The sequence below is a fragment of the Micromonospora sp. C51 genome (genome assembly GCF_018070435.1).
Classification (GTDB): domain Bacteria; phylum Actinomycetota; class Actinomycetes; order Mycobacteriales; family Micromonosporaceae; genus Micromonospora; species Micromonospora sediminimaris.
Genome location: NZ_JAGPXQ010000019.1, coordinates 92,802 through 117,171 on the forward strand (window position 1 = coordinate 92,802; position 24,370 = coordinate 117,171).

The window sequence follows — 24,370 nt, forward strand, 5'->3', positions numbered from 1 at the left end:
GCGACGCCGCGCTCAACCGCGCGGCATGGAATGGGGTACCCGGAAGAAAACCTCCTCGGGTTCGTCGATCTCGGGCTCGGTCGGGGGCGGTGCCGACGGGCGGGTGGGCCGCCAACGGGTGCGGCGGCCGCGCGGTAGCAGTGTGGCCAGCACCCCGACGCCGACCGCGACCGTGGCCAGCGCGAGGCCGATCCAGAGGGCCAGCCGGCCGAAGACCGCCCAGCGGTCCGCGCGGGCCTGCGCCGCTGCGTCGTACGGCACCTCGGGCAGTGGCGGTTGGGCCACCGGGTCCCCGGTGGTCAGTCGTTCGGTGACCGCCCGGTACGGGTTGACCACGCCGCTGCCGTAGCCACGGGTGGCGTCGCCCCGGGCCGGATCGGCGGTGGCCAGGAGGCGTCTGGTGACTTCCCGGGCCGACAGGTTCGGCTCCGCCGCGCGGATCAGTGCGGCGGTCGCACTCACCATCGGGGCGGCGAAACTCGTCCCGTCGTAAGTGTTGTGTCCAGCCAGCCTGGTCGCCGCGACCACCGCACCGCCTGGAGCGCTGATGTCCACGTACGGCCCGATCTGGGACTGCCGGATCCGGGCACCATACTGGTCGATCGCGCCCACGCCGATCACGCCCTCGTAGGCCGCAGGGTAGGGCACCGGATCGGGGCGGGCACCGTCCTGATGCTGGTTGCCAGCGGCGGCGACCAGCACCACGTCCTTCTCCCGCGCGTACCGGACGGCCTGCTCAACCTCGGGGTCTGGTTGGTACAGCGTCACCGAGAGGTTGATGACATCGGCACCGTCGTCGACCGCGTGGCGGATGGCCTGGGCAAAGACGGCCCCGGTGACGGTGTCGCCGCCAGCGCCCGGGCCTTCGTTCGCGTTGCGTTCACTGACCCGGACCGGCACGATCGTGACATCCGGCGCCAGACCGTGGAAACCCACTCCGTCCTGGCGGCGAGCGGCGATGATGCTGGCCACGGCGGTGCCGTGGGACACGCAGTCCACGTCGCCTCCGGCGGTGCCGCGCAGGGCGTCGAAGCCGGTGGCCACCCGGCCGGCCAACTGCGGGTGACTGCTGTCGGTGCCGGAGTCGACGACCGCGACCCGCACTCCCGCGCCGGTGCTGAACGGCCACACCCGCTGCGGGGCGAGCCACCGCTGGTGCCAGGGAGTCTCGGTGTTGACCTCTCCCGGATCGCTCGGATTATCGCAAATCGCCGGTGCGGCAGCCGCCGGGCTCGCGACGGGAATCGTCAGAGCCGTGGCCAACAGCGTCCCCATCAGCGCAAACGTCGCGACAGGACGGTCCCGGAACATGTCTGCAAGCCTCCCGTCAACCGGTCCCGCTGCATCCTAGCGGCGGGCCGCCGCCAGACCGGGCACGCCGATGTCGTGCCCATTCAGTATGGTCGAGTTGTCACGCCCGGGCGTGAGCGGCGGATGGGACCTGCGCGGGGAGGAACACGCCATGGACGTACAGGCGCTGCGCGCCCGTGCCGACGAGCTGATGGCGCAGTTCGAGCGGATGCGCTCCGGCGTCGGTGACCTGCAACAGCAGCTCAAGAGGGTGAAGGCGACCGTCACCTCCGAAGACGGCCTGGTCACCGTCACGGTCGGTCCTCGCGGTCAGGTGACGAAGGTCGAGTTCGATCCGCGCATCTACCGCCGGCCCAACTCGAAGGAGCTTTCCGCGACGGTCACCGAGACGATCCGGCGAGCTACCGAGCAGGCCATGGCCGAGGTCGAGAAGCTGGTTCGACCGTTCGTACCGGACAGTCAGTTTCAGGCGTACATCGATCATGATCTCGACGGCATCTTCCGTCAGCTGGACAGCGAACTGCCCGGGGAGGAACGGCGATGAGCGAGCTACGCGAGACCTTCGTCAAGCCCGACGCCGCGCTGGAGGGCGCCAACGAGCTCGGCGCGGCCGGTGCTCGCCTCGCCATGACCTGGCAGAATCTCGCCGCGACCATCGGGACACTCAACGGCGACCGACCCTGGGGTGACGACGAGCCGGGCAACGAGTTCAACAAGAACTACCTCGGCGGTGACGATCAGCCGGCGCAGCGGGTCCTCGACCTCGCCGCGGACCTGGTGCCGCTGGTCGAGGTGCTGGGGCCCACCGTCAAGGGGGCGGTCGAGGGCACCGTCGACACCGACGACATGGTCAAGACGCTGTTCGGCGGAGACGACAAGTAGCAGCTCACCCGCTACGGGTCGACATCGGACAGAGGGGCTTCAGGGGTGGCGATACCCAATCCCAGGAACTCGCTGGGCGAGTACGCGTGGGTCTGGGACGCCATCTGCTGGGTGAGCGCCGGAGAGGCGTGGCCCAGCGGCGACGAGGACCGGATGCGGGAGTTGGCCGACGCGTGGCAGGCGTTGGCCGATGCGGTAAGCGAAACACTTGGCCAAGCCGATCCGGCGGTCATGAGGATCCTGCAGAGCTGGGGCGGCGGCGCCGGCGAGGCGTTCGGTGGGTTGTGGAACCAGATCGGTGTGGACCCGAACACCGGCCTGCCACTGATTCAGGAGATCTCCGCCGCATACGCCGCCGGCTGCGACCAGGCGGCTCTGGAGATTGAGTACGCGAAGCTGACCGTGCTGATCGCGGTCATCATCACCGTCATCGCGGTCTTTGTCGCGCTCCTGATGGCCTGGTTGGGCGGGGTGTCCGCGGGCGCCATCCCGGGCATCCTGGCTGGCGGCCGGCAGGCGGTGACGATCGCCTTCCGGCGACTGATCGCTCAGATGGGTCGGCAACTGTTGACCCGGGCGGGAATGCGAGCCGCGCTGCGGCTGGCCGGCACCCGGATCGGCCAGATGGCCACCAGCCAGGGCTTCCGGCGGGGCCTCAATCGCCTCGGCCGTGAGTTGGTGGAGGAGATCGGCGAGGAGCTGATCATCGACGTCGGTGCCCAGGCGTACCAGATGCACACCGGCACGCGGCGGCAGTGGGACGGCAACCGGACCCTCACCGCTGGCGTGGGTGGCGCGTACGGCGCGGTACTCGGCACCGGCATGAACTGGGCCGGCCGGCGAGCGGCACCCCGCATGCCGTTCTCGTTCAGCCCTTCCCAGCTCTCCTTCCGAGGCAGCGGCGTGGTGCGCTGGGGCAGCACGAGCCTCGCCTCCGGTGCCCAGAACGCCGTCATCTCGCCGGCTGCCAGTGTGCTCGCCAACGGCACGATCAACGGACAGTGGGCCATGCCGGGCGCGGACGCGTTCCTGGGCGGCTTCGCCAGCGGTGCCGGTCGTACCGGGGCGACGCTTGCTGGCGGCGCCGCCGGCAATCTGGGTGCTCGGGTGACCAACTGGGGTCTCGGCGGGATCGGCGTCGCTCCCGGCGCTGGCCCCGCCGCGGGCGGGATCGATCCGGGCCTGGGTGTCGGAGGTTCGAACGGGCTCGGTGATCTCGGCGGCGGCACCAACGGCGCTGGTGCCGGCTCGACCGGCGGTGGCTCCACGTCGGGTGCCGGTGCGACCGGTGGCGGTACGGGCTCGGCAGCGGACGGCGGCTCGGCCGCCTCCGGTGGTAACTCCGGGGCGAGCGTCGGTGGAGCCGGTTCGGACGGTGCCGCCAGTTCCAACGCAGCGGGCGGTACCTCCGGGGCCGGGACGACCGACACCGGCGGCGGCGCGACGCAGAACGGCACCGGCACGGTCCCCGACAGCGGAGCGGGTTCGATCAGCCTCGCGCCTCCCTCGGCGGACGGTTCGGTGGCGCCGACGAACGATGGTTCTGGTGCACCGGCAGTGGATGGCGGTGCGGCGACCGGGGACGCGACCACGGCCGCCGACCCGCGCGTCGACGGCTCCACCGGGATTCCGGTCGGAGTGCCCGGCGAAGTAGCGGCCACGACGCCGGACGGCACCCCGGCCGCCAGCGACGGCGTCGGGGATGGTGGCACCGCCACCAACGACCAGAAAGGCGGGCCGGAAGGCCGGAGTGCGCCGGTCGCCGAATCACCTGGCACCGACCGGACCAGCACGAGTACCAACACCGACACCGACACCAGCGTCAGCGACCGGACGACGAGCGAGGCGAGGGCTCAGACCGACGGTCGGCTGGTCGCGGGCCCACCGGTGGACGTCACCGCCGCACCACCCGCCGACGGCTCGACCGGGTCCGGTGCAACGGTGGCCGACAGCCCGGCAGCTGACGTCACCGACGGAGGGCGGGTCGACACCAGCGGCCCGTCCGTCTCCACGGATGCGCCACCCACCGTCCTACCGGGTACGACAGCCCCGGTGACGGCGCCACCAACCACCCCGACGGTAGGGACGCCTCCCGGCACGGCCGCGCCCACGGGACCGACCACCGCGACAAACCCGACACCCACCACCGGTACACCCGCCACGACCGGCCCGCAGGTGGCGAACACTCCGAACACCTCGACGCCGACCACGACCGGCACACCAACCACAGGCACGAACACCCAGCAGCCCTCCGGCAACACCACCACGCAACCGACACCCGCCCGGGGTACGCCGGTCGGACCGGCGGTCAATCCGACAGCGGCGAACACGGCAGGCTCGATCTCCCTCGCGCCGGCTGCGGGCCCCACCACGACGAACACCGCCCCGCCCGCCGGATCCACCCAGCAGGCTGGGCCCACCCAACAGCCGGGTACGCCCACCCAACAGCCGGGTACGCCGGCCCAACCGGCCACCCCGGCCCAACCTGCGCAGTCCGTGGCCCGGCCGGACGGGACACCTGCGCCATCCGACCCGCTCACCCCGACGGTGCCGGCACAGACGGCGGGCACCGAGCCGACGACGCCTTCCCTCGACACCACTCCCACCGCCGACCCGGCGACCGATCCGAACTCAGAGCGCACTGATCCGACTCAGCGGACCACCGACGGGCCGGTCGTGATCCCGGTGCCGACCAGCAGCGGCACCCTCCAGAGCGGGCCGACGAACCCCGGTCCCGAGACCGCGACCGGCCCGGTCGACCCGCAGACCCTCAAACGCTCCGAAGGGCCGACCGGCCGCGGTACCCACAGCTGGCAGCTGGCTCCGACCTCGGTCGACGGTGATCCGAACGGCCCTGAAGCCGAGCGCGCGCTGATTGAGGCGTCACGGACGCTGGCCGAGACCGTCCGGCGAGAGGTGAAGGCCGGGACGATATCCAAGGCCAAGCAGCCTGGCATGGCCGGTGCGCTGCTGATGCCCGACGGCAGCATCACCACGCACACCAGCATGACCGCCGACAAGAGCACCAACCCGGCCACCGAGCCGGCAGTGCATCCGCTCGCGCAGGCGGCACTGGACCGAACGGCGGCCGCTTTGGGTAAGGGTGCCGGCAAAGGGCATGGCAAGTGCGCCGAGGTAGCCCTGGTATCTGACCAGCTATACCTGCTCGAACAGCAGTGGCGGAATGCAGGCGAGCCAGGCAATTTTGAGCAGTATGCATTGGATGCTCTCCGGGGCGCCAAGATCGTTACACATCAGATCAAGCCCGCCTTTTCCAACAAGGTCCCGTACGATCTCGGGCACTATCGGCCACCGTGTAATTCGTGCGCCCACTTCCTCCCTCAGCTGCACGTTGAACCGATCAGCGATCCAGAGCGGGACGTAAGCGTCTACCAGCCCTCTGTGCCCGGCGTAGTGGGCAATGGGCCGCCGCTGAGCCGATTCCGGCCGTACGGTCAACCGGGGGGTCTGGTGCCTCCGGATCAGACCGACCAGGACGCCCTTGACTCAGCCGTTCCCCGGGACGCAGATACGGGCCGCCCGATTGTTCACCCTGACCCTCGCGTCGGTCGATGGGCGAATCTGATCAACGACGGTGGGCCGACCGTGCCGGGCCGGGACAGCAATTGCGCCGACGTCGGGCTCTCCGTCCTGTCCACCTGGTTCGGTCGGCCTGAGGTAGCGGCACAAACCGCACCGTCAGCGAGCGTCGAGACGGGCAGCACCGCGCGGCAGGAGCAGGCACTCGGAGCCTCCTTCACCCATCAGGGCACCGGAACAACCGCACTCGACGCGGTGTCCGAGGCACTTCGGGCGGCAGGTCCGGGGTCTGCAGCGTTGATTGTCACCAGTTGGGCTGACGGATCTGGCGCACACACCTGGAATGCTGTCAATCACAACGGCACCATCATCTGGCTTGACGGTCAGAATCAGATGATCTCCGACAACGGCCCACTGCACGTCGGCCGAGTGGACGGCGTCTGGTCGATCGTGCTGGATGCCGAGGGCGATCCGATCAGTAACGCTGTGCCCGAAGCCAGCACGCCGGCGCCGGTCCCGCCAGCCTCGACCGCCGACGTGCCCGCTGGCCCCACACCGGACGGCGATCCTGCCGCAAGTCCCTACCTGGACGGGCTGCCGGACACCGACCAGGCCGCTCTGCTCGACGCGCTTACCGAGGCGCAGATTGAGGCCGACCAGATCCTGGCCGACCTGCACAGCGTCAACGCCGAGGTGAACGCGCAGCTCGGGCTGACCGGCGCGGACGCGCTCAGCACGCTCGGCGAGCAGCACCGCGTCAAGGGCGCCGAGTCGCTGGCCCGCAAGTTCCGCACCGAGTTGGAGCCTCTCGGGTACGACATCGGTTCGGCGCTGGACAGCGTCAACGACGTGGTGCGGTTCTCGGTGCGGGGACCGGAGTCCGAGGCGTACGGGCCGGCGGTGGACGCGCTCCTCGCCTCGTTGGAGGCCCAGGGCTACCAGGTCACCGACCTGAAGAATTTCTGGCACCCCGGAAATCGCTTCTTCGGCCTGAACTGCACGCTCACCGCACCGTCCGGGCGTACCTTCGAGCTGCAGTTCCCGACCGACACCAGCTACAACGTCGGTAAGCAGACCCATGACCAGTACGAGGTGATGCGTGACCCGGCGCAGTCGCCGGCCGCCCGCGTACACGCGTTCCTCGACATCCTGGCCGTCAACAAGGCCAACGGCATCGCGGCGAGCATGCCGGGGGGCATGGACAGCGCCCGGTTCGACACGCCGAAGGACACCAGCTTCGCCAAGTGGATGGCGTCGCCCCGGCAGGCGAGTATCCGGGAGTCGTACCTCGACTGGCTCGGGCAGCAGGGCCTGACGTTCGCCGACGTGCTCGCCGCGCGAGGATTGGCCGCGTCCGACCTGCCGGGTCTGGACCCTGACCTGATGGGGGGCGTGCATGGCAGCGCTGACGTTCGGCTACTTCCTCCTCCGGAGACCGGAGGATCCGGACGGCCCGCCGGTGAACCTGATCGTGGAGGCGGACAGCACCGGGCCGACCCAGGCGGTGATCTGGGATCGACCGAAGCGAGCGTGGACGTTCCGGCCGGACGTGGCAGCCGCGATCCTGTGGGCGAATCCGGAACGCCACGAGATCCAGCAGGTCGACCGGGCGACGGCCGAGCGCCAGGTGGCGCACTTCGCGACGGTGCCGTTGCCGACGGAGGACGAGTTGACGGAGATCTGCCGCTCGGGGAGCTGACCGCAGCCGTCCCAGGTACCCAGAGCGGCCCGGAAGCGCTGGGCGACGTTGGCCCAGGCTCGCCGGATGTGCCAGGTGTTCCGTCGTCGGTGCCGCTCGACACCGATCACGGGTTGGCGCAGACCCGGCGGCTCGGGCCGGGCGAGCTGGCACCGTTGGAGGATCCGGGTTACCAGTGGGACGTCGAGCAGAGCCTGCGTACGCCGGACGGGTACGTCCTGTTCGCGGACCCGTCCACCCACCCGTACGGACGGTTGGTCAACGACGGTGGCCCGAGCCAGCCGGGGCGCGCCAACAACTGCCTGGACTCCGCGCTCTCGGCGCTGTCCAGCTTCTTCGGAGACCCCCGGGTGTCCTTCCCCCGCTGGCCGGACGTCCGCCCGGACGGCACGATCGAGACCGTCACCGGCGAGGCGAGTGGGCTCGACCGAGCCGAGGAATGGCTCGGTGTCGACTGGTCCGGCGGGTCGGAGGGGCTGCCCACGACCCCGGCCGAGCACGCTGCGGCCGTCGCCGAGCAGTACGCGCAGCTTCATCAGCGTGTCGCGGCGGCCGGTCCGGGCTCAGCGGCCCTCGTCGTGGCCGAATGGGTCAGGACGGATCCCCGCACCGGTGAACTCGTCCTCGACCGAGGGCAGGTACAGCTTCAGGACTCGCACGCCTTCGTAGTGGTGTTTCCGGAGGGCGCTGACGGGCCGGTCTGGTGGGATCCGCAACGAGGGACGACGTGGCCGCAGCCCCCGGCCGCGTACCTGTCGCAGACGTATGCGCTGTGGTCGATGGAGACCATGGCGGAAAGGGTTTCGGATGACGGAGGACGAGGCGCTGACGCTGATCAGACGCCTGCTGGGCACGGCGAACGAGATCGAGTTGCATCCGTTCGAGTTCGGCTGGCTGGCGAAGGAGCAGCTGTCACCACAGGAACGGGCGGAGGGCAGGCAACTGGGCCACGGGAGCTACATCATCGACCGGACGGGAGTGATCACAGTCCAGATGAGTCTGCCGGTACCACTGTTGATCACGGAGTACACGCAGGCCCGCCAAGAGGGCCGGATGACGGGTCGACAGGTCTGGCCGACGGAGGAACCGACGGCCTGACGCCGCCGGTCGGAACGGCCGGGGACGCCGCGCCATCAGGTGTGGACGGCCCGCCGCCACCGGGCGACTCCAGGCCCGCAGCCGATCCTGACGGCCCCGACCTGCGGCAGGCGGCAGCCGGTACGACCTTCGGTGGCGCGCTGCTCGACGCCGACCCCGGGCGTACCAGGATCGCCGTCGAGGCGGCCCTGACCACAGGGCCACTGCCGGACGGGGCCAGTGCCGACCCGGCCGCCGCCACGGTCACCCTGGCCACCCTCGACGGCCCCTATCCGGTACGCGTCGAGTTGACCCCGGCCGCAGCGGACGCGTCGGTCGCGCCGGTGGCCGCCATCCGCTACACCACCGACGGGGCCGTCGTCCAGGTGTCGACGAGCGCCCACCCGGATCACGTCCGGCGGGCGGTGGCGGCGGCGCTCGCCGAAGTGGACACGCTCGCCCAGCAACGGGCCGAAGGACTGCGGTTCGACGCCACCACCGCACTCGCCGAGGGCGCCCGACCGGAGGGCGACGGCACCCGCGTGCTGACCGCGCGTGACATCGGCCGGCTGGCTGAGCTGCGGGTGGTGCTCGCCGACAGCTCCACCGCCAACGATCCGGGGACCGCCGGCCAACTCCGCGCCGAGGCGCTGAGCCTGCTCGTCGCCTCCGGTCTCCTCGAACAGGAACCGGCACACCTGGTGCACGGGCTCGGCAGCAACACGCCGGTCGTCGGACCGGAGGCGGCCCGCGCCCGCCTCGACCTGATCCACCATCACCTGGGCCCGCTCGCCGCCGAGGTGGAAAGCCTGATCGGGCTCGCGCACAGCGACGGGCAGCAGCTCGTGGCGGACATCCGGGCGGCCCAGTCAGCTGTCCGCGCCGAGGCGCGTGCTTGGGCGCAACAGGCCACCGAGCTGCGCGATCAGGCCGACCTCGCACTTACCGCCAGGGTGGACGCCACCCTGGGCGTGGCGCCTGACCATGTCTTCGACCGGCTCGTGATCGGTGGTGGCTGGGCCGCGACCGCCGATTTCGTCACCATGGGGGCCGCTGCGGACGCCGGCCACGGCCTGCCGCCGGTGCTCTGCATCTCGCAGGGACACGACCCGTGGGCGGAACGCCAGGCGCTGCTGATGGGACAGATCCCGTCGGAGCTGGAGCTGCCTGGCCTGCCGTTCCAGCCGGGCGACCTGGCCGAGGAGGGCACCCAGTTCACCCCCTCCGACGTCTTCGCCGACGCCGTGGGCGCGGCGCGGGCGCTCTCCGGCATGCCGACCTACCAGGGCACCGCCACCTCGATCACACCCCGACCGGCCGACGCCACGGGCTGGCCCGACGGCGCCAACTTCCGGGTGACAGTCAACGGCCGGGACGTTTACACCACCTCCGTCGACATCGCCAGCGGGCCGGGACCGTCCCGGGTACCGAGCGTGCCGGCCGACGCCACCGGCAGCTACGTCGACCCGACCACCGGCTACCGGGTCGACCGCTCCGGCAGCGCACCGCTGTTCCGGGACCCGGACGGCAACCCGATCGCACCGGAGAGCGTGCCACCGCCCGTTCGAGCTGTTCTCGGCGGCCCCGGCACCGGCCGGTCGGATCTGCCGCTGCTCGCGGATCTGACCGGGCGACCCACCGACCCACTGGTGGTCGACCCGACATCCGGCTACGCCGTGGACGTCACCACCGGTCAGGTTCTCGACCCCGACGGTGCGCCGGTGGATGCCGGTACCGTGCCGGCCGAGGTCGGGGCCAGGCTGGGCTTCGCCCCGGACGGATCCTTCAGCGATCCCCGGCCGTCCGCGCCACCTGTCGACTTCGGTGGGCAGAACCTCGCCGACGCCTACCGCCCCGGTGACCGGGTGCTCGTCTTCGGCGCGGGGGCCTCCGGCGCGTGGGACATCGAGCAGGCGGTGGCGTCGCCCGCCGCGAGCGTCGACTGGTCGGCTCGGGCGATGGACCCGCCGCCCGACCAGCTCACCGGTGATCCGGCCCAGGACGCGGAGGCACGCCTGCGGCACAGCTTCGGCGGTGGCTACAACCGGCGGAACACGCTGCCCGACGTCGGTGCCTACGCCGACACGGTGCAGAGCCAGGTCGACCGATCGCTGCGGGAGATCGTCAGCCTCCGGCACACCGTCGATGGTGGCTTCCTGGTGGAGTTCACCGACGGCAGCCAGCAGGCGTACGACCGGGTGGTGCTCTCGATCGGCCAGGCGGCCGAGTTCCCGGGAGGCGTCGCCGGCCTGCTTCCCGACCTCGACCTCGCCCCTATCGAAGGGCCGGCTACCGATCCGGTAGGCGTCGCCGACGTGCTGGGACTTCACGACGGCAGTGGTCAGCTACGCGTTCTGGGCGCGGCAAGTGTGGCTGGCCCAGTGCTCGGCAGGGTCGACGAGACGGTGGGGGAGGCGATCCGCCGCCAGGCCGGGGCGCTGCCGGCCGACTCTCGGGGAATCGCGCCCAGCATCCGGTTCCATGCTCAACGGATCGCCGAGGCCAACCGGCCGGCGCCGCCGGCCGCACCAGATGACAGTCCGACCACACCTGGTTCCCCGTCCGGGCCGGACGCCTCAGACCTCCTCCCACCCGACACCGAGCCAGCGCCATCCCCATTGGACGTCCAGCCAGGGCAGGGCTCCGTACCGGGCGATCAGTTCCTGCCCGAGCGGGGGCATCTCGACCGAGATGGGCTTGCCGTCGATGTCCTGTCCGTATCCCTGAGCGGTGACCTCGACGGGGTTGCGTCGCAGGTCGACGTAGCGCAGGTCGGGCAGGTTACCGGTGGCGGCGAGGGCCTCGGCCCCGGCCGGTCCGATGCCGCAGCGGGCCAGGCCCAACCAGCGGAGTCGGCGCAGGTGCGGGGAGTCAACGAGCGCGGCGAGCCCGTCGTCGCCGATCGGGTTGCCCCGCAGGTCGAGGGCGATCAGGCGGTCGAGACCCGCGACCTGGGCGACGTCCGTCATGAGGCCGGCGGCTTCGACCAGGACCAAATGGCGGACGGGATGGTGGGCCCAGACCTGCTCGCCGTGGTCGATGAAACTACGGGCGGTCATGGTGACCGATTCGATCAGGCCGTTGCGGATCCGCCAGTCGACGAGCAGGTGCGCGACGCCGGCGGCGAGCCGCTGGCGGAGTCGCCGGTGCAGGAGCATCACCTCCCGCGTGTTGCGGATTCCGTCGAGGTCGAGGCGGATCAGCTCGGCGTGCTCGGGGTCGGTGGTGCCGACGGCGTCGGCGTACCGTCGCCGCAGGTCGAGGTCGTCGGGATGGGCGAGAATGGCGGCGTAGAGGTCGGCGGGCGTGGCCATGACGGCAGCGTATCGACGGATGGCGCGCTCACCACCACCCCGACCCCGTCATTGCCGGAGAGCCGCCGGTTCGGGCCGGGTGAGCTGGCACCGCTGGAGGATCCACGCTTCCAGGACGATCTCGCGGCGAGCCTTGAGACCCCGCGGGGGTACGAGATCTTCGCGGACCCGTCGACCCATCCGTACGGGCGACTGGTCAACGACGGCGGGCCGGAGCAGCCTGGCCGCTCCAACAACTGCATCGACTCGTCGTTGGCGGCACTGGCCAGCTTCCACGGCGACCCGCAGGTGTCCGTACCGCGATGGGCGGACCGGTTCGACGACGGCTCGATCGACCGCGTCACCGGCGAGCGGGGCGGACCGGAGCGCGCCGAAGCGTGGATCGGCGGGGAATGGATCGGCGGTCCCGACAGCCTGCCGATGGACCCGTCCGCCCGTACCGGCGCCGTCGCCGCCCAGTACGCGGACCTTTACCGGCAGGTGGCGGATGCCGGTCCGGGAGCGTCGGCGCTGGTGGTGGCGGACTGGCTGCTCCTCGATGCTGCCGGAAACGTCGTGCTCGACGACGCTGGCCGGCCCGAGGTCGACAGCTCGCACGCCTTCGTGATCGTCTTTCCGGCGGGCGCCGACGCGCCGGTGTGGTGGGATCCGCAGACCGGGACGACGTCGGTGCAGATGCCGGCCGCCGATGTGCGGGAAACCCACGCCCTCTGGGCGATGATGGTGCCTGACGGAGAGGGGCGAGTTGACCGAGGACGAGGCGCTGACGCTGATCAGCCGACTGCTGCGAACCGGGAATCCGATCGTGCTTCGGGAGTTCGAGTTCGGCTGGCTGGCCCGGGAGAGACTCTCGGAGCAGGAGCGGACCTCGGGGATGCACGTGGGTCAGGGCAGCTACATCATCGACCGGTCGGGAGTGATCACAGTGCACTCCAGCCTGCCGCCACGTCGGGTGATGGAGGAGTACGCGCAGGCACGACGCGAGGGCAGGATCAAGGGCCGGCAGGTGTGGCCCGAGGCGGACCCGACCGCCTGACGCAACCGGACGACGCGGCCGGGGACGTCGGGCGCACCGGCCCCGGCGACCCTCCGGGACCGGGCGCTGCCGCCCCCGCGACCGCTGCCGACGGGCCCGATCTGCGGCGGGCTGCCGCCGGTACCACCTTCGGCGGCGCGCTGCTCGTTGCCGACGTGGGGCGTACCTCGGCCGCCGTGGAAGCCGCACTGACGGCGGATCCATTGCCCAGCGGGGCGAGTGTCGACCTGGGCGCCGGCACCATCACCCTGGATACGCTCGACGGCCCCTACCGGGTACGCATCGAGCTGACCGACCCTCCGGCGGACGCGCCGCTCGTGCCCGTCGCCACCATCCAGTACGGCGTCGATGGTGCCGTGGTGCAGGTGTCGACCGGCGCACACCCGGATCATGTCCGCCGCGCGGTGGTGGCAACTCTCGCCGAAGTGGACACCGTCGCGCAGGATCGGGCCGCCGGGCTGCGGCTCGACGCGACCACGGCCCTCGCCGAGGGGGCCCGGCCGGAGGCCGGCGGCGTCCGGATCGTCACCGCTCGGGACATCGGTCACCTCGCCGAGTTGCGGGTCGTGCTCAGCGACAGCTTCGCCACGACCGATCCGGCCCAGGCCAGCCAACTGCGGGCCGAGGCGTTGAGCCTGCTCGTCTCCTCCGGCCTGCTGGAGCAGGAGCCCCTCCATCCGGTGCACGGACACGGTGACAATGTGCCGGTGGTCGGGCCGAAGGCGGCCCAGGCCCGCCTCGATCTGATCCGGAACCAGCTTGGTGACCTCGCCCCGGAGGTCGAGAGCCTGATCGGGCTGGCGCAGAGCGACGGGCAACAGCTCGTCGCAGAGCTGCGCGCCGCTCAATCGGCCGTCCGCGCCGAAGCCCGGGCCTGGGCCCAGCAGGCCACGGCCCTGCGCAACGAGGCCGATCTCGCGCTGACGGCCAGGGTGGACTCCGCGCTGGAGGCGGCACCCGACCACGTCTTCGGCCGGCTGGTGATCGGTGGAGGCTGGGCCGCCACCGCCGACTTCGTCACCCTGGGCGCCCCGGCCGACACCGGGACCGGCCTGCCGCCGGTGCTCTGCGTCTCGCAGGGACACGACCCGTGGGCGGAACGGCAGACGCTGCTCATGGGGCAGGTCCCCACGGAGCTGGAACTTCCCGGGCTGCCGTTCCAACCGTCCGAACTGGCCGAGGCGGGCACCCAGTTCACCCCGTCCGACGTGTTCGCCGACACCGTGGGCGCGGCCCGGGCGCTCAGCGGCATGCCCACCTACCAGGGCCTGGCCACCTCGGTCACGCCTCGTCCGGCCGACGCCGCCGGGTGGCCCGATGGCGCGAACTTCCGGGTGACCGTCAACGGACGCGAGTTCTTCACCGCATCGCTGGACATCGCGGCAGGTCCCGGCCCGGCCCGGGTGCCGAGCGCGCCGGCCACCACCGATGGCCAGTACGTCGACCCGACCACCGGCTACCACGTGGACCGGTCCGGAGCGGCTCCGGTGTTCCGCGACGCCACCGGCGCGGTCGTCGACCCGGGTGGCCTTCCCCCGGCCGTGAGAACCGTCCTCGGCGGCCCAGGTGCCGCGGACCTGCCGCTGCTCACCGACCTCACCGGGAGACCGACGGATCCGCTGGTGGTCGACCCGTCCTCCGGCCACGCGGTCAACATCCTGACCGGGCAGGTTCAGGACCAGGCAGGCAACCCGGTGGACCCCCGGGCATTGCCCGAGGAGGTCTCGGCCCGGCTCGGCCTTACCCCGGACGGCTCGTTCACCGATCCTCGCCCGGCCGCGCCACCTGTCGACTTCGGCGGGCAGAACCTGGCCGACAGCTACCAGCCGGGCGACCGGGTGCTGGTCTACGGCGCGGGTCCGTCCGGCGCGTGGGACATCGAGCAGGCCGCGGCCTCCACGGCGGGGCGCATCGACTGGTCGGCTCAGGCCAGGCCACTACCGGCGCACCAGGTGACCGGTGATCCCGAAGTCGATGCCCGAGCGCAACTGGAGTTCAGCTTCAGCGGCGGGGACAACCGGCGGAACAACCTGCCGGGCCTCGGCGCGTACTCAGACGCGGCCCAGACGCGCGTTTCGGACGTGTCGCTGCGCAGCGTCGTCGGCATCCGTCACACCGTGGACGGAGCCTTCCTCGTCGGTTTCAGCGACGGCACCGAGCAGATCTATGACCGGGTGGTGCTGTCCATCGGTCAGGAGCCCCGGCTTCCCGGTGGCGTGTACGCCATGCTGTCCGAGGTGGAACTGTCGGCGCTTGAGGGGCCGCCCCTCGACGCGGACAAACCCGTCCCCGACCTGCTGGGCCTGCGAGACAACTCCGGCCAGCTCAGAGTCCTCGGCGGTGCCGCTGTGGCCGGTGCGCTCCTGGCTGAGACTGGTGCCGCCGTCAGACAGGCTGTGCAACTTCAGGCCAGTGCGCTGCCAGACGACTCGCGGGGTATCCCGCCCAGCATCCGTTTCCATGCCCAACGGATCGCAGAGGCGAACCGTGGCGTCCCGCCCGTGCCGTCGCCCGACGGCGGTGGCAGCGCACCGCTGGAGCCGTCAGACCTCGTCCCAGCGGACGACGCCGAGCAGTCTCCAGCCCCACTGCTCGTCGAGCCAGGGCAGGGGTCCGTAGCGGGCGATCAGCTCCTGCCCGAGCGCGGGCATCTCGACCCAGACGGGCGATCCGTCGATGTGCTGCCCGTAGCCCTGAGCGGTGACCTGAACGAGATTGTCGGACAGGTCGACGTAGCGCAGGGCGGGCAGGTTGCGGGTGGCGGCCAGGGCCTCGGCCCCGGCCGCGCCGATGCCGCAGCCCGCCAGCCCCAGCCAGCGCAACCCGCCCAGATGGGGGGAGTCGACAAGCGTGGCGAGCCCGCCGTCGCCGATCGGGTTCCCGCTCAGGTCGAGGGCGACCAGCCGGTTGAGGCAGGCGACCTGGGCGACCTCGGTCATGAGCCCGGCGGCCTCGACCAGGACCAGGTGGCGGACGGGATGGTGGGCCCAGACCTCCTCGCCGTGGTCGACGAAGGTGCGGGCGGTCATGGTGACCGACTCGATCAGGCCGTTACGCAACTGCCAGGTGTTGAGCAGGTGGGTGACCGGCTCGGCGAGCCGGGGGCGGATGCGCCGGTGCAGGTACACCGACTCCCGGGTGCCGTAGGACCTGGCCAGGTAGAGACGGATCAGCTCGGCGCGTTCCGGGTCGGTGGCCTCGATGGCGTCGGCGTAGCGCCACCGCAGGTCGAGGTCGTCGGGGTCGGCGAGGATGGCGGCGTAGAGGTCGGCGGACGTGGCCATGACGCCAGCGTATCGACGGGTGACTCGATAACTGCCGGTGCCGTTCCGGGCTCCACCTTCCATGGTCTGGGCCGCCCGGTCGCCGACCCGGCGGCGGTGCTGGATCTGGCCCGGTCCGTGCTGCCGCAGGTGGCGCCGTACGCCCAGGTGGACGCGGTGGTGGCGGTCGGGCCGGAGCTGTTCGAGATCCGCTCCGCCGGGCAGCACCCACTGACCGTACGGCTGACCAGTGGCTCGTTGACCGACGGCCTGGTGGCCCGGTCGCAGCGCGACCCCGACGGCACCTTCACCGTCACCGTCTCCGACCGGGCCGCCGACCAGGTGGTGGCACGGGCGCTCGCGCACGAGGTAGCCGAGCTGGTGGCGCTGCACGAGACCGGTCGGGCGCTGGTCGGCCCGCTGGACCCGGGTAACGTCCAGGGGCCGATCGACCCGGCCGGACTGACCGCCCACGACCGGGGTCGGATGGCGGAGATCCGGCTGCTCGCCGCCACGTACGCCGCCGACCCGGCCGCCCGACCGGCCGTACGCGCCGAGATCGACGCGCTCGCCGGTCACCTTGGCCTGCGCGTCGGTGACCCGGACGTCCGGTCGCGGTGGGCGCTGCTACCTCGGGACGTGCTGGCGCACCTGATGCAGCTCAGCGTGCCGTCGATCACGCCCGACGCGGTCTCCACGGTGCTGGCCGGTGCCGCCACCCTCACCGAGGTCGAGCGGATCAGGATGATCGACTACCGGGCCCGGCTGGCACCGGACTTTCAGGTTCCGCACCAGGCGGAGCTGGACGCCAGGCTGCGGGAACTGGCGACCGAGGCCGAACACGCACAGTCCGGCATGCCGCGGATGCCCGCCTTCGCCGGGCAGATCGTCGGCATCCCGCAGGCACAGCTCGGCCGGATCCGGGCGGTGGATCCGCAACTCGCCGACCGGCTCGCCACCGAGGGCATCTACGTCGACCTGACCGGGCGCTACGACCTGCGCCCGTACATGGTGCCGAGCGTGCCCGCCGTCGACCTCGGCGCGGCACGCCCGGCGTTCGACCTGACCACCGAGGCCGGGCGGCGCGCCCAACTGCACGAGGATCGGCAGCGGGCCCGAGCGGCACTGCGCAGCCTCCGCGGCGACCAGGCAGCGGCCCTGCTCACCGGGCACGACTTCCACTACCAGGGAACCGCCAGGTGGATGGGGCTGGTGCCAAATGTTCTGACCGAGGCGCTGCGCAGCATCACCCCCGCGTCGACGGCCACTGCCGCCACCGTGGAGAACTCCGCGACGCAGGAGGCCACCGGAGAGATCCGGGTCGCGGCCGACCGGGTGACCCTGCCACCGGAGTCGGCAGGCCAGCCAGGTCCGGTCTACGGGCCGGCGCTGGACGCCCGTACCGGACAACCGCCGCCGTTGTTCGACGGACCGCCGAAGCGGGAGGACGTGCAGCAGGGGGCGCTCGGCGACTGCGGCATGATCGCCGTGATCGGCTCGGTCGCCGGTCAACTGCCGGACACCGTCGCGCAGATGTTCCACCCGAACCCGGACGGCTCGGTCGACGTGCTGCTACACGAGACCAGTGGGCCCGACCGCGCGATCACACCGACCGGCCGACAACTGCGGGTGACCGTCTTCCCGGACGTGCCGTTGCATCCGAACTCGAACGGTCACAGCGCCTACGCCGACCAGTCCGTGGTCGGGGCGTCCTGGGCGTCGCTGCTGGAGAAGGCGATCGCGGCGATCGACCGTACCTGGACCCAGCAGCGCCACGACCAGTGGCAGCAGCAGTGGACCGCCCGACCGGGCGTGGACGCCACGCAGGCCGCCCCGCTCGGCTACGCCCGCCTGGACAACGGCAGCAGCCGTCTGGTGCAGGCGGAGCTGCTCAGCCAGCTCACCGGCCTGCCGACCGGAGTGAGTGAACTGGACCCGACACCGGGACGGGAGGCCGACGCCGAGGCACGACTGGCAGCCCTGCTCGCCGCCGGCAGCCCACTGATCACCGGCACCCGACCGGCCAGCGCCTACGCTGCCCAGCCAGGCGGCAAGCCACCGTACGGACTGGTCGCGGGGCACGCGTACGAGATCGTGTCGGTGGCGAACGGCGAGGTGCAGCTGCGCAACCCGTGGAACTCCCGCCACCCGGCGCCGATGCCACTGCGCGCCTTCCTCGACCTGATGAGCCCCTGGTACGCCCACGTCGAGCCGGCACGCAGCACGGTGGCCGCGTTGCCCGGCTCGGAGTTCCACGGCCAGGGCCGTCCTGCCGCCGACGCCCCGGCCGTGCTGGACCGGGCCCGGACGGTGCTCCCCGCCCTGGCGGGAACGATCGGCGCTGACCAGATCGTGGCGGTTGGCCCCGACGTGTTCGAGCTGCGCGCGCCCGGCCTGGAACCGCTGCGCGTGCGGGTCACCGCCGCCGCGCTCGCCAGCGGCGTCGTGGCGCAGACCATCCGCAACCTGGACGGCACCTTCACCCTGACGGTCTCCGATCGTGCCTCGGATCTGGCGGTCGACCGCGCGGTGGTGCACGAGGCCGCCGAACTGCTGGCCCGGCACGAGTCCGGCGCCGCCCAGGCCGGGCTCTTCGACCAGGGCGCGGCGGAGGGGCCGATCGATCCCGCCGGCCTTTCGGCCCGGGACCGGGGCCGGCTGGCCGAGCTGCGGCTGATGGCCGCCTGGTACGCGCAGGCAGATCCCGCCTCCCGGCTGGCACTGCGAGCCGAGATCGACACCCTGGTCGACCGGCTGGGCCTCCGCTGGGGTACGCCGGACGCAGCGGCCCGGCTCGCGGTCCTTCCCGCCGAGGTGTGGACCCAGGTGATGCAGCTGAGCCTGCCGGTGATCACGCCGGAGGCGGTGGCCGGTGCCCTGGCCGTCAACCCCAACCAGACGATGGTCGAGCGCTTCCGCGCGATCGATTACCGCAGCCGGCTCGCCCCCGACTTCCAACCGCCACCCGCCGCCGACCTGGCCGCGAAGCTGCGCGAGTTGGCCGTACACGGGGAGCAGAGCCAATCCTCACTGCCCCGGATGCCCGCCCTCGCCGGGCAGCTCATCGGTCTGCCGCAGAACCTGCTTGACCAGGTCCGCCGAGTCGACCCACGCCTCGCCGACCGGCTCGCCACCGAGGGCATCTACGTCGACCTGACCGGCCGCTTCGACCTGCGTCCGTACACCCTCGACGGCGCACCCGAGTTCAACCTGGAGAGGTCGGCGCCTGCGTACGACCTGAACACCCCGGCCGGCCGAAACGCGCTGCTGATCGAGGACCGGACGCGCACCTACGCCGCCTTCCACGTGGAGTACGGGTCGAATCCCGCGGCCGTCGCGGTGCTCACCACGCACAGCTTCCATTACCTGTCCGACGCGCGGCGGATGGGGCTGGTGCCGACGGCGCTCGCCGAGGCGCTGCGGGCGATGATGCCGCCCGACCCGGCCGTCGAGACCGAGGTCATCCCGACCGTGACCACCGGCGAGATCGCCGTGGTCGCCGACCGGGTGACCCTTCCCGACCCAGACCCCGAGTTTCCGGTCGAGTACGGTCGCGCGCTGCTGAGCGCGACGGGTAAGCCGGCGCCGCTTCATGACGGTACGCCCCGACGAACGCAGGTGCAGCAGGGCGTGCTTGGCGACTGCGGGATGCTGGCCACGATGGCGGCCCTCGCCGGGCATCGACCGGAGAGCATCCCCCAGCTGTTCCAGCCGAGACCGGACGGCACGGTGGACGTGCTGCTGCACGAGAGTGTCTTGCGCGGAGACGAGTCGGCGGCGACCGGGCGACGCGTTCGGATCAACGTGCGACCCGATGTTCCAGTGCACGCCGGGAGTTCCTGGGCCGCGTATGCCGATCAGTCAGAAGTCGGCGTCGGTTGGGCGGCAGTGTTGGAGAAGGCGCTCGCGGCGGTCGACCGAACTTGGACCAAGGACCGGCATGAGCAGTGGCAGCGCGAGTGGCGCGGGTGGGAGAGCAAGGACGACCCACACCGTGCCGCACCGGTGGGCTACGCGCGGCTCAACGTCGGCAGTACTCCGCTGATGCAGGCCGAGCTGCTCACTCAGCTCACCGGCCTGCCGGCCCGGCAGACGCCGCTGGATACGCGGCCGGGTCGAGAGGCGGCGGTCGAGCGACACCTGGCGGCCCTGCTCGCGGCCGGCAGCCCGATCACCATCGCGACCTGGCCTAAGGAGAGCTATCCCGGGCTCGCCGTGATGCCGTACGGGCTGAAGGCGAAGCATGTCTATGAGATCGTTGCGGCGCAGAACGGCCAGGTGCAGTTGCGTAACCCGTGGAACACGGAGCATCCGTCGCCAATGTCGCTGCGGGCGATGCTGGACCTGATGGGTCCGTGGTGTGCGCACCTGGAGCAGGCACCCGCCGCCGCCCTGCCGTCGCCTTCGGTGGGCGGCGGGCCCGCAGCGAACGTCCAGCCACTCGTGCCGTCGCCCCGATCGTCCGTCGAGCAGATCGTCGACCGTCCGCTGGCCGTTCCGAGCCCGGCCTCTCCGCTGATCGATCAGCCCGGTCCGCCGGCTAAGCCCGCGTCACCACCGCGCACCCTCGGTCGCACTCACCTCGATGACGAGCGGTACGTGATTGGCTACTTCGCGTTGCTCGCTTCGGACGGTAGCGTGACTGGCCTGATGGTGTCCGAGCTCGGCGGCCCGGGACGCTCGCTGCGCTGGACGGCCGGTGGCATGGTGCCGGCGCAGGCGACTCCGGCACCGGTGGATCGTGCGGAGGCCGAACGGATCGCCCGCGACGTGCTCGGTCTCGTGCTTCCGGCCGAGCCGGCGCTCTACGACATGCTGGACACCTGATCGTGCCTGAGGAAACCGGGAGAGAGCTGGTGCGCTCGTTTACTCATGTGGCTGCCGTCCGGAACAACACGACGACGCCGGTCGGGCCGGCCCGATTCGGAGTGCGCTGGGTCGACGTCGGACCACCGGTGCGTGCCGAGATCATCGTCATGCCATTCCGGCGCGACGAGAGTTTCGCCCACGAGGTCTCGCTCGGGGAGACCTTTCCAGTAGGCGAGGAGACCTGGCGTTTCGCGGATCTGGACATGACCAGTGCGGACGACTGGAAGGTCACTGTCCGTCGGGTGGACGAGGACGAGGTGATGGAGCCGCCGAGTGGCCGGCTGTGGAAGCGGGCCCGGCTGCGGCCGTACGGTCAGTTGGACGAGGCCCAGCTCCAGTCGTTGGAGGCGGCGCTCGGGGCCCAGCTACCGCGGGAGTATCGCGTCTGGCTGGGTCGGAACAACGGTGCGCAGCCTGAGGTGCCACACCACATCCCCGGCATGCCTGTCGCACTGCTTCCGTCGAGCCCGCTGTTCGGCGTCCACCCTGAATATCCTCCGTTCGATCTGGTGCATGCCCAGCGTCGACACCGGGATCCGTGGCTCTCACCGGCCTGGCTCGTGATCGCGAATACGGCAGCCGGACTGCTTGTCGTCTCGGCGGAATTGGGCAACGAGAGCGTCTACTTTGTGAACGAGCTCGACCTGGTCGGCCCACCCGACCCGGCCGCCACGGCCGCACGGGAACGGAAGCTGAGGGCGGTGGCCTGGTCGATGTACGAGTTCATCGGCAGGCTCACCCCGATGGAACTGGACCACCTTCCGCCCGCAGAGATCCACCCGCCCGGGACGTTCACGGACCCCGCCAACTACGAGAACGGGCAGCTCTGAGCAAGGTGCGGCCGGCCGTTCGTTGCTGAGGAAACCGGGAGAGAATTGGTGCGCTCGTTCACTCATCTGGCCACCGTCCGGAACAACACGACGACGAGCGTCGGTCTGGCCCGGTTCGCGGTTGGCTGGGTCGACGTGGGGTCGTCGGTGCGGGCCGAAATCATCGTCATGCCCTCTGCGGGCGGAGATGACTCCGCCCACGAGGTCACCCTCGGCGGGACCTTCCCGGTGGGAGAGGAAACCTGGCGCTTCGCAGATCTGGACATGGTCAGTGCGGACGCGTGGGAGGTCACCGTCCGTCGGGTGGACGATAACGAGGTGCTGGATCCGCCCACGGGCCGGCTCTGGAGGCCAGCCCGGCTACGGGCCTATGGCCAACTGGAGGAAGCACAACTCCAGGCGTTGGAGGCAGCCCTTGGCGCTCGGCTGCCAGCGGGCTATCGCGACTGGCTTGGCCGGACCAACGGCGCACAGCCTGAGACGGAACATCACATCCCAGGCGTGCCGTTCACCCTGTTGCCGGAGCGCCCGCTGTTCGGGGTGCACCCCGAACGCCCCCCGATCGACCTGGCACACAGCCAACGTGTGCACCGCGATCCCTGGTTGTCGCCGGACTGGTTGGTGATCGCCAATCCGTCGGGCGGGCTGCTCGTGGTCTCAGCCAGCAGGAGGGGCGACGAGTCGGTCTACTTCGTGCACGAGTTGGACCTGGTCGGCCCTGCCGGGCCAGCCGCCTCGGCGGGCCGGGCACGGAGCCTCGCTGAGGTGGCCGGGTCGATGTGGGAGCTGATCGGTCGGCTGACACCGACGGACGAGGCAGATCATCCGGCGGCACAGTTCGTACCCCCCGCTGCCGTTCCGAACTCCAGCCACGACGAGGACGGGCAGGAGTAGCCGGACGACAGTGCTGTTCAGCTGAGCCGGGAGAGCATGCCCGCGTACGCGTCGCGGACGGCGGTGAGGCGGTCGCGCCGGAACCGGCCGGGCTCGCGCTGGTGTAGCTGCCGGCCGCGGTCCGTGGTGAAGGCGTTCGCTGGGACGACGGCACCGTCTGGCGGGATGAACTTGCCGACCTCCTCAAGTGCGGCCACGGCCCGGGTCAGGGCGGCCCGCGCCCGCTGACCGGCCTCACCGCCCCCGGGGTCGGCCGGCACCTGACCGGCGTACGCGTCAGAGACCAGCAGCCATTCCCCCGGGTCGAGTAACTGGGAGGGTTCATCCCCGCCATAGCGGAAGCCACCGCCGGCCGGCGGTGCCGCTGGCGGTAGCCGAAAGAGGAACTCCCGTTCCTGGCCGCATCCGACGCAGGCGCCCGTGTACCGGCTGGCCAGATCACCGTCGTCGAGCGCTACCACCGCGCTCTGCCGGGGGAAACGCGTCTCCCCGCAGCTGCACGGGTGCAGATCCATGTAGAGGTGCGCCTCCGCGTTGGTGCGGCTCCGCAGGGGGTTCATGCGAACCACCGTACCGATCGGACGCTTCCGCCGACGTCCCGGTCCGGCCGCTGGCATACTCGCCGACCATGGTGCTGTCACGCGGCTGGGCAGTGTTCCTCACCGGAGTGGGGATATGGACCTGGGCGATCTGGCCGAGGTTTGCGGTAGCCATCTGGAATGACCCGAGGTCGTGGGTGAGCGGGGTGGTCGGGGCCTGGCCGGCGACCGCCTTCCTGTGGGTGCACGCACTGCTCATCGGGGCGTCGTTGGCTATCGGCACCGCTGTGGGTCTGCTGGGCCTTCGCGGGTGGCGGGCGTCCCGACGCGGTACGCCTTGAGCCGCCGTCCATGCACCTGTCGGCTGACTCAATTGGCGAGTGGAGGGTGGGGTGGACGCACCGGGGGGCGGGGCTTCAAACGAGTGTGACGGGGACCGCTCCGCGCCGATTTGACGATCAATCCGCCGGGCGCGTAACTTTCTCTCTGCCAGCGCGGAACGGGCAAACAGAGCGAAAGCCCTGAGAGTCGGATTCCGGGTGGCACCGGGTTCGCGAGGACATCGTCCTCTGTGGACTCGGCCGGGTGGGGCTCGACCGGGCCGCCTAGGGGCGGGTTTGGTGGGGCGGAACCGACCGGGTAAGGTTTACGACCGGCAGGGAACCGGGCGAGCGTGCGGGCAACCGTAGCGGCCGGCCTGCCAAATCCGATGACCGAGTCAAGCGGGTGACCGCTGTGCTCGATCGCGGGTGCCGAACCACCTGAAGCGTGACGGACCGGGACAAGCCGGTTTGACTCGCCGCAGACGGTGAGGTAACGTAGTAAAAGTGCCCGGCGCGGGAGCGGTGGGTGGGATGGTTGCCCCGGATGGGATCCACGGTGTGGGTTTCGGATGGTGTGTGGTTGTTCTTTGAGAACTCAACAGGGTGCTTGATATGCCAGTGCCAAGTTAGTTTTTTTCCCGGGCTGGCCAGTTTTGCTGGTTGGTTTGGATTCCTTTGGCAACATTTTTTGTTGCTGGGATGGATTTTCCTTCAGGTTTTTGTTGGAGAGTTTGATCCTGGCTCAGGACGAACGCTGGCGGCGTGCTTAACACATGCAAGTCGAGCGGAAAGG

At 71.0% G+C, this 24,370-nt stretch carries 9 protein-coding genes, 1 rRNA gene and 3 pseudogenes; 9 read left to right on the forward strand and 4 right to left on the reverse strand.

Annotated features, from left to right (window positions below):
- Window positions 1-12 precede the first annotated feature (12 nt).
- Window positions 13-1,275: a type VII secretion-associated serine protease mycosin gene (gene mycP, locus KBX50_RS19570; protein ID WP_210938651.1), complete on the reverse strand. Its 1,263-nt coding sequence runs from the start codon at window positions 1,273-1,275 to the stop codon at window positions 13-15.
- Window positions 1,276-1,462: 187 nt separating this feature from the next.
- Between mycP and KBX50_RS19575 the strand changes: the two genes are divergently transcribed.
- The 3 genes and pseudogenes from KBX50_RS19575 to KBX50_RS33825 form a co-directional block, all read left to right on the forward strand.
- Window positions 1,463-1,855, forward strand: coding sequence for a YbaB/EbfC family nucleoid-associated protein (locus KBX50_RS19575; RefSeq protein ID WP_210938653.1), 393 nt, complete (start codon window positions 1,463-1,465; stop codon window positions 1,853-1,855).
- Window positions 1,852-2,193, forward strand: coding sequence for a hypothetical protein (locus KBX50_RS19580; protein ID WP_099848825.1), 342 nt, complete (start codon window positions 1,852-1,854; stop codon window positions 2,191-2,193). The genes KBX50_RS19575 and KBX50_RS19580 overlap by 4 nt, the downstream gene beginning before the upstream one ends.
- 1,008 nt (window positions 2,194-3,201) lie before the next feature.
- Window positions 3,202-8,142: pseudogene (locus KBX50_RS33825) on the forward strand (toxin glutamine deamidase domain-containing protein); the annotation flags it as partial.
- 2,943 nt (window positions 8,143-11,085) lie between these two features.
- On the opposite strand, the gene KBX50_RS33830 reads toward KBX50_RS33825, so the two are convergent.
- Window positions 11,086-11,823: a hypothetical protein gene (locus KBX50_RS33830; protein ID WP_374224668.1), complete on the reverse strand. Its 738-nt coding sequence runs from the start codon at window positions 11,821-11,823 to the stop codon at window positions 11,086-11,088.
- A 243-nt stretch (window positions 11,824-12,066) separates the two neighbouring features.
- Here KBX50_RS33830 and KBX50_RS33835 point away from each other — a divergent pair.
- Window positions 12,067-12,471 (forward strand): annotated as a pseudogene (locus tag KBX50_RS33835) (toxin glutamine deamidase domain-containing protein); the annotation flags it as partial.
- 2,931 nt (window positions 12,472-15,402) lie between these two features.
- On the opposite strand, the gene KBX50_RS33840 reads toward KBX50_RS33835, so the two are convergent.
- Window positions 15,403-16,206 (reverse strand): hypothetical protein, encoded by an 804-nt coding sequence (locus KBX50_RS33840; protein ID WP_374224669.1) that lies wholly within the window; start codon window positions 16,204-16,206, stop codon window positions 15,403-15,405.
- 1,350 nt (window positions 16,207-17,556) lie between these two features.
- On the opposite strand from KBX50_RS33840, the pseudogene KBX50_RS33845 reads away from it, so the two are divergent.
- From KBX50_RS33845 to KBX50_RS19595, 3 genes and pseudogenes are all read left to right on the forward strand, one after another.
- Window positions 17,557-20,949: pseudogene (locus KBX50_RS33845) on the forward strand (C2 family cysteine protease); the annotation flags it as partial.
- A 47-nt stretch (window positions 20,950-20,996) separates the two neighbouring features.
- The gene (locus KBX50_RS19590) at window positions 20,997-21,821 is read left to right on the forward strand and encodes a DUF6406 domain-containing protein (protein WP_307871015.1); all 825 of its coding nucleotides are present in this window, start codon (window positions 20,997-20,999) and stop codon (window positions 21,819-21,821) included.
- A 48-nt stretch (window positions 21,822-21,869) separates the two neighbouring features.
- Window positions 21,870-22,715 carry a DUF6406 domain-containing protein gene (locus tag KBX50_RS19595; RefSeq protein WP_210938655.1) on the forward strand — a complete coding sequence of 282 codons (846 nt, stop codon included), beginning with the start codon at window positions 21,870-21,872 and terminating at the stop codon, window positions 22,713-22,715.
- A gap of 17 nt (window positions 22,716-22,732) precedes the next feature.
- Here KBX50_RS19595 and KBX50_RS19600 read toward each other — a convergent pair whose 3' ends face one another.
- Window positions 22,733-23,275 carry a hypothetical protein gene (locus KBX50_RS19600; protein WP_210938656.1) on the reverse strand — a complete coding sequence of 181 codons (543 nt, stop codon included), beginning with the start codon at window positions 23,273-23,275 and terminating at the stop codon, window positions 22,733-22,735.
- A 68-nt stretch (window positions 23,276-23,343) separates the two neighbouring features.
- Here KBX50_RS19600 and KBX50_RS19605 point away from each other — a divergent pair, with 68 nt between their 5' ends.
- Together KBX50_RS19605 and KBX50_RS19610 are read left to right on the forward strand one after the other, a co-directional pair.
- Window positions 23,344-23,595 (forward strand): SCO4848 family membrane protein, encoded by a 252-nt coding sequence (locus tag KBX50_RS19605; RefSeq protein ID WP_210938657.1) that lies wholly within the window; start codon window positions 23,344-23,346, stop codon window positions 23,593-23,595.
- 701 nt (window positions 23,596-24,296) lie between these two features.
- Window positions 24,297-24,370 (forward strand): 16S ribosomal RNA (locus tag KBX50_RS19610); the annotation flags it as partial.